We start from the raw sequence: 9,093 nt of genomic DNA, 5'->3' as shown, positions 1-9,093 counted from the left end.
CACCGCAGACACGGGGGAGGAGGGTGCGGTGCCGGTGGCGGACGGCTCGTCCAGCTCGGCGATCAGGGTGTGGAGGTCGGCGCCGATGGCCACGGACCGGTGCTCGAAGGGAGTCCGGCCGGTCAGCAGGGACCAGCCGACGTCGATGGGCGACCGGTCGCCCGAGGAGGCGAACTCGACCATGCGGGCGCGCTGTTCTTCGAGCGCTTCGGGCGTGCGGGCGGAGAGGAGCCAGGGCACCACGGCCTCGCTCCCGGATCCGCGCGGACGCTCCGCCGGGACGGCCGGCGGCTCTTCGAGGATGACGTGGGCGTTGGTGCCGCTGATACCGAAGGACGACACACCCGCCCGACGCGGGCCACCGGGCGCCTCCCACGGCCGCGCCTCGGCGAGCAGTTCCACCGACCCCGTCGACCAGTCCACGAACGGGGTGGGACGTTCGCCGTGGAGGGATTTCGGCAGGACGCCCTCGCGGATGGCCTGGACCATCTTGATGACGCCCGCGACACCGGCGGCCGCCTGGGTGTGGCCGATGTTGGACTTCACCGACCCCAGCCACAACGGCCGGTCCTCCGGACGATCCTGACCGTACGTCGCCAGCAACGCCTGCGCCTCGATCGGGTCACCCAGCTTCGTCCCCGTACCGTGGGCCTCCACCACGTCGACGTCCGCCGCCGACAGACCCGCATCCGCCAACGCCGCCCGGATCACCCGCTGCTGCGAGGGACCGTTCGGCGCCGTCAGACCATTCGACGCACCGTCCTGATTCACCGCCGAACCACGCACCAGCGCCAACACCCGATGACCCCTGCGCCGTGCGTCCGACAGCCGCTCGAGGAGCAGCATGCCGACTCCCTCGGCCCACCCCGTGCCGTCGGCATCCGCGGCGAACGGCTTGCACCGGCCGTCCTCCGCCAGACCGCGCTGCCGGCTGAACTCCACGAACATGCCGGGGCCGGACATGACGGTCGCACCGCCGGCGAAGGCGAGGGAGCACTCGCCGGAGCGCAGGGACCGTACGGCCATATGGAGGGCGACGAGCGACGACGAGCAGGCGGTGTCCACGGTCACCGCGGGCCCCTCAAGGCCCAGGGTGTACGCGATGCGGCCCGATGCCACACTGGTGGTCGTGCCGGTGAGAACGTGACCCTCGACGGCTTCCGGGGCCTCGTGGAGGCGGGGTCCGTACTCGGGCGCCGTGGCTCCGACGAAGACCCCGGTGTCGGTGGACTGCAGGCTGCGGGGGTCGAGGCCGGCCCGCTCGACCGTCTCCCAGGCCGTCTCCAGCAGCAGGCGCTGCTGCGGATCCATCGCGATCGCCTCACGCGGCGAGATCCCGAAGAAGCCCGCGTCGAAGTCGGCGGCGTCGTGCAGGAATCCGCCGGTGCGCGCATAGGTCGAGCCGGTGCGGTCGGGGTCGGGGGCGAAGAGCCTGTCCGTGTCCCAGCCGCGGTCGGTGGGGAACTCCGACAGTGCCTCGCCCTCGTCGCTGACCAGACGCCACAGGTCCTCGGGGGAACGGACGCCGCCCGGGTAGCGGCAGGCCATGGACACGATGGCGATCGGCTCGTCGGCGGTGGCGGTGCGGGCCACGGCCGTCACGGAGTCGGCCGCGGTGCCGTCGAGTTCCGTGGTGAGGTGCCGGGCCAGGCGCGCCGGGGTCGGGTGCTCGTAGACGGCCGTGGCGGGCAGGCGCAGTCCTGCGACCCCGTTGAGACGGTCGCGCAGTTCCACGGCGGTGACCGAGTCGAAGCCGAGGTCCTTGAAGGAGCGGGTGGGGTCGATGGCTTCGGCACCGGCGTGGCCGAGGACGACTGCCGCGCTCTCGCGGACCAGGTGCAGGATGTCCTCCGAGGAGACGGGCTCGGGGACGCGGGCCGCGCTGTGCTCCGTCCCGGCGGCGTGCGCCGTGGTGGGCGTGGCGGCGTGGGGGGCCGGTGTCTGCGGTGTGCCGTTGATCCAGTGGCGCCGTCGCTGGAACGCGTAGGTGGGCAGGTCGACGGTCCGCGGCCGGTGCGGGGTGAAGGCCGGGGTCCAGTCGACAGCGGCGCCGTGGCTCCACAGGGTGCCCAGGGACCTGAAGAAGCGGGCGGGGCCCCCCTCGTCCCGGCGCAGGGTGCCGACGACGACCGCGCTGCCGCTGTCGGCGGTCTCCACGGTGTCCTGGACCGGCACCGTGAGGACGGGGTGCGGGCTGACCTCGACGAACGCTCCGTGCCCGGTGGCGGTCAAGGCTCGGACGGCGGGTTCGAGGAGCACGGGTTGGCGCAGGTTGGCGTACCAGTAGTCGGCGTCGGTGGCGGCACCGTCGAGCCAGTCTCCGGTGACCGTGGAGAAGAACGGGACCCCGGGGGTTCGGGCCGTGATCGGGGCGAGCAGCCGCAGCAGTTCGTCGCGGACGGGTTCGACGTGCGGGGAGTGTGAGGCGTAGTCGATGCCGACGCGTCGGGCCCGGACGCCCTGTCGCTGTGCGGCCTCGGTGAGTTCTACCAGGGTGGCGGCTTCGGCGGAGACCACGACGGAGGAGGGGCCGTTGAGCGCGGCGATGGTGACGCGGTCGCCCCATGGTGCGACGAAGTGGCGGACCTCGGGCTCGGGCAGAGCGATCGACAGCATGCCGCTGCGCCCTTCGAGGACGACGAGCGCCTTGCTGCGCAGCGCCACCGTCAGGGCGGCGTCCTCCAGGCTGAGCGCGCCGGCCACGCAGGCGGCGGCGATCTCTCCCTGTGAGTGGCCCACCACGGCGGCGGGCTCCACACCATGGGCACGCCACAGGGCGGCCAGCGCGACCATGACGGCCCACAGGACGGGCTGGACCACGTCGGAGCGTTCCATGGCCGGCGCGTCACCGTCACCGCGGAGAACTGCGCTGAGGGACCAGTCGACGTGTGGGGCGAGGGCCGCCTCGCACTCGGCGAGGCGGCGGGCGAACACGTCGGAGTTCATGAGCAGTTCGGCGGCCATGCCCGCCCACTGGCTGCCCTGGCCGGGGAAGACGAACACGGGCCGGTCGACGTCACCCGTCACCGGCGCTGCCGGTACCACCGCGGAGAGGCCGTGTGTCAGCGCGGCGGTGTCGGTGCCGACGGCCACGGCCCGGTGCTCGAAGTGGGTGCGGGTGGTGAGCAGGGACCAGCCGATGTCGAGGGGGTCGGCGGCGCCGGTCGCGGTGTGCGCGGCGAGTCGCTCGGTCTGGGCGCGGAGGGCGCCGACGGTCCGGGCGGACAGCAGCCAGGGAACGACCGGGCGGTCTTCATCGGCCGGGCGGGGCGCCGCCGGGGCGGTCTCGGTGACGGCGGGTGCCTGTTCCAGCACCAGGTGGGCGTTGGTGCCGCCCATGCCGAAGGACGACACACCGGCGAGGAGGGGGCGGCCGGGGTCGGGGGCGGTCCACTCGGCGCCCGTCACCTGCACGCGCAGGCCGAGTCGGTCCAGGTCGATGTCCGGGTGGGGCGTGGAATGGTTGAGGCTGGGGACGAGGCGGCCATGGGACAGGCAGAGCACCACCTTCAGCAGGCCCGCGATGCCCGCGGCGCCCTCCAGGTGGCCGATGTTGGTCTTGACCGAGCCGACCGCCAACGGCACGCGGCGCCCGGTGGCGGTGCCGAGTACGGCACCGAGTGCGGCCGCCTCGACGGGGTCGCCCACCCGGGTGCCGGTGCCGTGCAGTTCGACGTAGTCGACGCTGCCGGGGTCGACCCCCGCGCGTTCGCAGGCGGCGCGCAGGACGGTTGCCTGCGCTTCGGCGTCGGGGGTGGTGAGACTGCTGCCCGTGCCGTCGTTGTTGACGGCGCCGCCACGGATGACGGCGTGGATGCGGTCGCCGTCGGCGAGCGCCGTGGACAGGGACTTGAGGACGACGAGGGCCGCGCCCTCGCCCCGTACGTAGCCGTTGGCGCGGGCGTCGAAGGTGTGGCAGAGGCCGTCGGGGCTGAGGGCTCCGAACTGGGCGGCGGCGGCGGTACTGCCCGGCACGAGGTTGAGGTGGACGCCTCCGGCGACCGCGAGGTCGCAGTCGCCCGCGCGCAGGCTGTCGCAGGCGAGCTGCACGGCGACGAGGGAGGAGGACTGCGCGCTGTCGACGGTCAGGCTGCGGCCGCTGACGCCGAGGGCGTAGGAGAGTCGGTTGGCGATCAGGGCCCGGTTGAGACCGGTGAGGGTGTGGTGGCCGATGGCCTCGGGGCCTTGCCGGTGGGTGAGTTCGGCGTAGTCGCAGGTGTCGGAGCCGATGAAGACCGCCGTGTTCCGGGGAGCCTTGTCGCCGGGGATCCCCGCGTGTTCGAGCGCCTCCCAGCCGAGTTCGAGGACGAGCCGGGCCTGGGGGTCCATGGCGTCGGCCTCACGGGGCGAGATGCCGAAGAACGCGGCGTCGAAGTCGCCGGGCGCCTCGATGTGTCCGCCGCGGTGCGGCACGGTGTCACCGTGCGGGGTGGTGAATCCGTCGTGCGGTGTGCCGTCGCGGCGGTCCTCGGGGGTGTCGGTGATCGCGCTGCGGCCCTCGTCGAGCAGGTTCCAGAAGGCGGCCGGGTCGCCCGCTCCGGGCAGCCGGCACGCGAGGCCGACGACGGCCACAGGCTCGTGCGCCGGAGCGGGGGTCCGGACGTCCGTGGGTACCGGCTCGTTCATGGAAGGCACTCCAAACACCGAGGCGACAGGGTCGGGGCAGTCCTCACGGTCGCATGCGGTGCGGTGCGCCCAGCGCTCTCACCGGCTGCTCTAGGGGAATTGCTAAGCGGCGTCGACGGATTTGCAGAGGGGTTCTCGAATTCTCCCGGACGCTCGCCGCGGCTCGTCCCGACTCGCCATATAGCGAGATGGCATGGCCGCAGGCAAGGGGACAAACTCTAGGCGTTTGCCTGAATTCCCGCGGGCAGGCTTGAGGGGCGGCGGCCGACTGCCTGTGAGGTGTGCGCCCCTGAACCCGTCGGCTTCGTGTGTGGATTTCTCCGGCTCGGCGGCCCCGCCCCTGGCAGTCTCATTTCCCGGAGCGAGAAGAGGCGGACTCGATGACCGCGACAGGCCTGGAGTCACCGTCCCGTCCCGCGGGGCCCCGCAGTGTGCCGGGGCTCGCCGCATCCGCGGCTGCGGCCGACGGAGGAGTGATGGACAACGCCGCGCTGGCGGCGTGGCTCGCCGAGCGGCAGCGTACGCAGGCGCAGCGGGTGGAGCGCGTACCGTTCGCCGAGCTGCACGGCTGGGGCTTCGACGAGCGTACGGGCGATCTGCGGCACGCGAGCGGACGGTTCTTCTCGGTGCACGGGCTGCGGGTGCGGTCGGACTTCGGTCCGGTCCCCGCGTGGTCGCAGCCCATCATCCGGCAGGCGGAGATCGGCATCCTCGGCATCGCGCTGCGGGACTTCGACGGCGTGCCCCACCTGTTGATGCAGGCGAAGTCGGAGCCGGGGAACGTGAACGGCGTGCAGCTGTCCCCGACGGTGCAGGCGACCAGGAGCAACTACCTACGGGTGCACGGCGGCTCGGCAGTGCCGTATCTGGACTCCTTCCGCCGTCCGGAGCCCGGTTCCGTCGTCGCCGACGTGCTGCAGTCGGAGCAGGGCTCGTGGTTCCTGCGCAAGCGCAACCGCAACATGATCGTGGAGGTCGGCCCCGAGGTCGAGGCGGGCGAGGACTTCGCCTGGCTGACGCTGGGCCAGGTGCATGCGCTGCTGCGGCAGGACAACGTGGTGAACATGGACGCGCGGACCGTCCTGTCGTGCCTTCCGGACTGGCGGCAGGATGCGGCCCCGGGCCGTGCGCCGCACTCCGACTGGGAGATCCGGAGCTGGATCACCCGGCGGCGCGCCGAGCACGAGGTGGAGGCGGCGCCGATCGGCCTCGCGGAGACGGAAGGCTGGCACCGTACGCCGGACGAGGTGGCCCACGAACGGGGGCTGTACTTCCGGGTGGTGGCGGTCGACGTGTCCTCCCATCGGCGTGAAGTGCCCGCCTGGTCCCAGCCCCTGCTGGAGCCACGGGGCATCGGCATCGCGGCGTTCTTCATGCGCCGGGCGGGCGGCGTGCCTCAGGTGCTGCTGCGGGCGCGCGCGGAACCCGGCTTCGTCGACGTTGTGGAACTGGGGCCCACGGTGCAGTGCGTGCCCGGCAACTACGCCCATCTGCCGCCTGCGGACCAGCCGCCGTACCTGCGGGAGGCGTTGGCCCGTCGGGACGGGGCACGGTACGACGTGCTGCTGTCGGAGGAGGGCGGCCGGTTCCTGAACGCCCAGAGCCACTACCTGATCACCGAGGTGGAGAGCGACTTCCCCGTCGTCTCGGACGAATTCCGGTGGGTGACACCATGCCAGTTGGACGAACTTCTGCGATACAGCCATCACGTGAACGTCGAGGCGAGGACGCTGGTCGCGGCACTGAGGTCGCTGTGAGCGGGGTCGGTGGCCGACCGGTGCGGCTGGGGGCGCTGGGCACGTCGTCGATCGCGCGCAGACGCGCGCTGCCCACCGCGGTGAGCACGCCGGAGCTGGAGCTCGTGGCGGTGGCGGGCCGCTCGGCGGAGAAGACGGCCGCCTTCGCCGAGCAGTTCGGCTGTGCGGCGGAGTCGGATCAGACAGCGCTGCTGGAGCGTCCGGACGTGGAGGCGGTGTATGTGTCCACGCCCACGGCGCTGCACCACACGTGGGCGGAACAGGCGCTGCGCGCCGGCAAACACGTCCTGGTCGAGAAGCCGATCGGAGTGAACGCCGAAGAGGCACGCCACCTCTGCTCACTGGCCGAGGAGCGCGGTCTGGTGCTCCGGGAGAACTTCATGTTCCTGCATCATCCGCAGCACGCCTTCGCCGCGGACCTGGTGCGCGAGGGACGGCTCGGCACGCTGAGCACGTTCCGGGCCTCCTTCGGCATTCCGCCCCTGCCGCCCGACGACATCCGCTACGAGCCCTCGCTGGGCGGCGGGGCGCTGCTCGACGTGGGGGTCTATCCGCTGCGCGCCGCCCTTCTGTTGCTGGGCCCGGGGCTGCGGGTGGCGGGGGCGACGCTGCGCACACGGGAGTCCGACGGACTGGAGCTGTCGGGGCAGGCGTTGCTGGTCTCGCCCGGGGGGGTGCTGGCCGAGGTGACATTCGGCTTCGAGCACGCCTACACGTCCTCGTACACGCTGTGGGGAGACCGGGGCCGGCTGTCGGTGACGCGCGCGTTCACCCCGCCCGCCGCCCACCAGCCGGTTCTGGTACTGGAGGAACAAGACCACGAGGAGCGCTTCACCCTGCCGGCGTCGGACCAACTCCGTTCCTGTCTGCAGGACTTCGCCGCCGCGGTGCGCACGGGCGCCGGGAGCGTGGAGGCGGAGCGACGGCGGGACACGATCTCGTTGATGGAATTGGTGGACGACGTCCGCAAACAAGCCGTGCGCGTAGGAATCGGCCTGGAAAGATAGAATTCAACTACACAATATTAGGTGTTCCCCCCGTCTAGATCATGTTAATTTTAGCCCCGTGATGGCCAAATTCGAGAATCCGCGCACCCGCACCTTCACCCAACAGGCACGAAGGGCCCAGATCGTACAGGCGGCCATCGAGACGGTGGCCGAACTGGGCTATTCCAACGCTTCATTGCAGAACATATCCAAGCACGCCGGACTCAGCAGTACGGGCATGATCTCGTACCATTTCACCGGGAAACCGGAACTTCTCACCGAGATGGTCAACACCATCTTCGATACGGCCAGGACGGTGACGGCGGCGCGCATCGGGCAGGAGGAGACCTACCGCGGGAAGCTCGGCGCCTACATCCGGTCACATGTCGATTTCATCGTCCGGTACCCCGTGTACACGCGGGCCCTCGTGGAAATCGTTACCACCTGCCGCCACCAGCGGATCACAGGACTGGACGACCTTGAGAGGCATGTGCTGTCGGTGGAGCACCTCGTCGATCTGCTGGAGAACGGCCGCAAGGCCGGCGAGTTCGGCACCTTCGACTCCTTCACGATGGCCGTGGCCATTCGTGGAGCGATCGAGTACATCCTGCGCCACCGGCTGCTCGACGGGGATCTGGACCTCGACCGGTGCGGGCAGGAGCTCGTGGAGGCGTTCGACCGCTGTACGCAACCAATGTGACCGCCCGCACCGGGGCCAGCCCCCCGGGCCGCCCCACACCAGGAGCCTCCTGCATGACTCCCCCCACATCGCCCCAGCAGCCGCCCGCCCCTCCCGACGGCGAGGCCGCCGGTCCCCCACCCGACGCGTCGTCGGCCGGATGGGGTTTCGTGGTCACCATCGTCGCCGACATGATCATCCCGACCGCGCTCTACTACATCATGCGCGGCACCGGATTGAGCGAGATCGCCTCGCTGCTGCTGAGCGGCGCCGCCCCCACCGCGCATACGCTCTACTCCGCCGTACGGCACCGCAGACTTGACGCCATAGGTGTCTTCGTCATAGCGCTCCTGATCGGGGGCACGGCCGCCTCGCTGATCACCGCGAGTCCGCGCATCATCCTTGCGCGCAGTGGACTGGTCACCGCATGCGCCGGGATCTGGCTGCTCGTCACTCTGGCGACGGCCCAGCCCTTCACGTATCGCGCGCTCAAGTCGCTGCTTCCCGGCCGGACCGCGCGCCTGGACCATCTGTGGGAGACGGACGGCGGCTTCCGGCGCGTCTGGCGCTCTCTCACCACGCTGTGGGGGCTGGGACTGATGGTGGACGCGCTCGCGCGCGTCTTCATGGCCTACTCGTTGCCGGTCGACGCGGTGCCGGCCCTGGACAGCGCGCTGTACGCGGGGACCTGGCTGGTGCTCCAGATCATCACCCAGATCACGCTCTACCGCACCGGGACTCTGGCCAAGGTGTTCCCGCACCGGGGGACGGCCGCGCGGGCGCATCCCGGCGGCGTCTCCGGAGCCCGTGACACGCAGGAGTGATCCACCTCCGGGCCCGGCCACGGCCTTCCGGGACTCGGGCCTTCCGTGCACCCGGCGACCGTCAGAGCGCCCGCGCCGGAATTCCCGGGCCCAGGGCCCTAGGTGTTTCCTTAGGGTGCCCCGAAATGCCGATTAGGGCCACCCCACCACCTCGCATACTGCGTTGTGTCGGTTCATCTTCAGCGCAATGAACTGTTCACGGGCCCCCGAGGCTTCACGTG

5 protein-coding genes are annotated in these 9,093 nt (G+C 71.2%); 4 read left to right on the top strand and 1 reads right to left on the bottom strand.

The genetic code is table 11. The features are described 5' to 3' along the window. On the bottom strand, nucleotides 1-4,626 hold a 4,626-nt coding region (locus ASC56_RS27610; RefSeq protein WP_159039708.1), incomplete at its 3' end, for a type I polyketide synthase. Nucleotides 4,627-5,006: 380 nt separating this feature from the next. Here ASC56_RS27610 and ASC56_RS27605 point away from each other — a divergent pair. The 4 genes from ASC56_RS27605 to ASC56_RS27590 all read left to right on the top strand — a co-directional run bounded on the left by ASC56_RS27605 (nucleotide 5,007) and on the right by ASC56_RS27590 (nucleotide 8,872). Beyond that, nucleotides 5,007-6,383: an NDP-hexose 2,3-dehydratase family protein gene (locus tag ASC56_RS27605; RefSeq protein WP_055494264.1), complete on the top strand. Its 1,377-nt coding sequence runs from the start codon at nucleotides 5,007-5,009 to the stop codon at nucleotides 6,381-6,383. Continuing rightward, a complete protein-coding gene (locus ASC56_RS27600; protein ID WP_234377084.1) occupies nucleotides 6,380-7,390 on the top strand; it encodes a Gfo/Idh/MocA family protein in 1,011 nt (336 codons plus the stop codon). Before ASC56_RS27605 ends, ASC56_RS27600 begins: the two co-directional genes overlap by 4 nt. A 61-nt stretch (nucleotides 7,391-7,451) precedes the next feature. After that, on the top strand, nucleotides 7,452-8,069 hold the full coding sequence (locus tag ASC56_RS27595; protein ID WP_055494263.1) for a TetR/AcrR family transcriptional regulator: 618 nt from the start codon (nucleotides 7,452-7,454) through the stop codon (nucleotides 8,067-8,069). A gap of 53 nt (nucleotides 8,070-8,122) precedes the next feature. Further along, nucleotides 8,123-8,872: a VC0807 family protein gene (locus ASC56_RS27590; protein ID WP_063785010.1), complete on the top strand. Its 750-nt coding sequence runs from the start codon at nucleotides 8,123-8,125 to the stop codon at nucleotides 8,870-8,872. Nucleotides 8,873-9,093: the final 221 nt, after the last annotated feature.

This window comes from Streptomyces sp. TP-A0356 (genome assembly GCF_001417775.1).
Lineage (GTDB): Bacteria > Actinomycetota > Actinomycetes > Streptomycetales > Streptomycetaceae > Streptomyces.
This window is presented reverse-complemented; position numbering and strand designations above follow the sequence as displayed.

Excerpts from the sequence above, each read along its gene's own strand:
- ASC56_RS27605 (WP_055494264.1), top strand. The coding sequence starts at position 5,007 with ATGACCGCGACAGGCCTGGAGTCACCGTCCCGTCCCGCGGGGCCCCGC.
- ASC56_RS27595 (WP_055494263.1), top strand. The coding sequence starts at position 7,452 with ATGGCCAAATTCGAGAATCCGCGCACCCGCACCTTCACCCAACAGGCA.
- ASC56_RS27590 (WP_063785010.1), top strand. The coding sequence starts at position 8,123 with ATGACTCCCCCCACATCGCCCCAGCAGCCGCCCGCCCCTCCCGACGGC.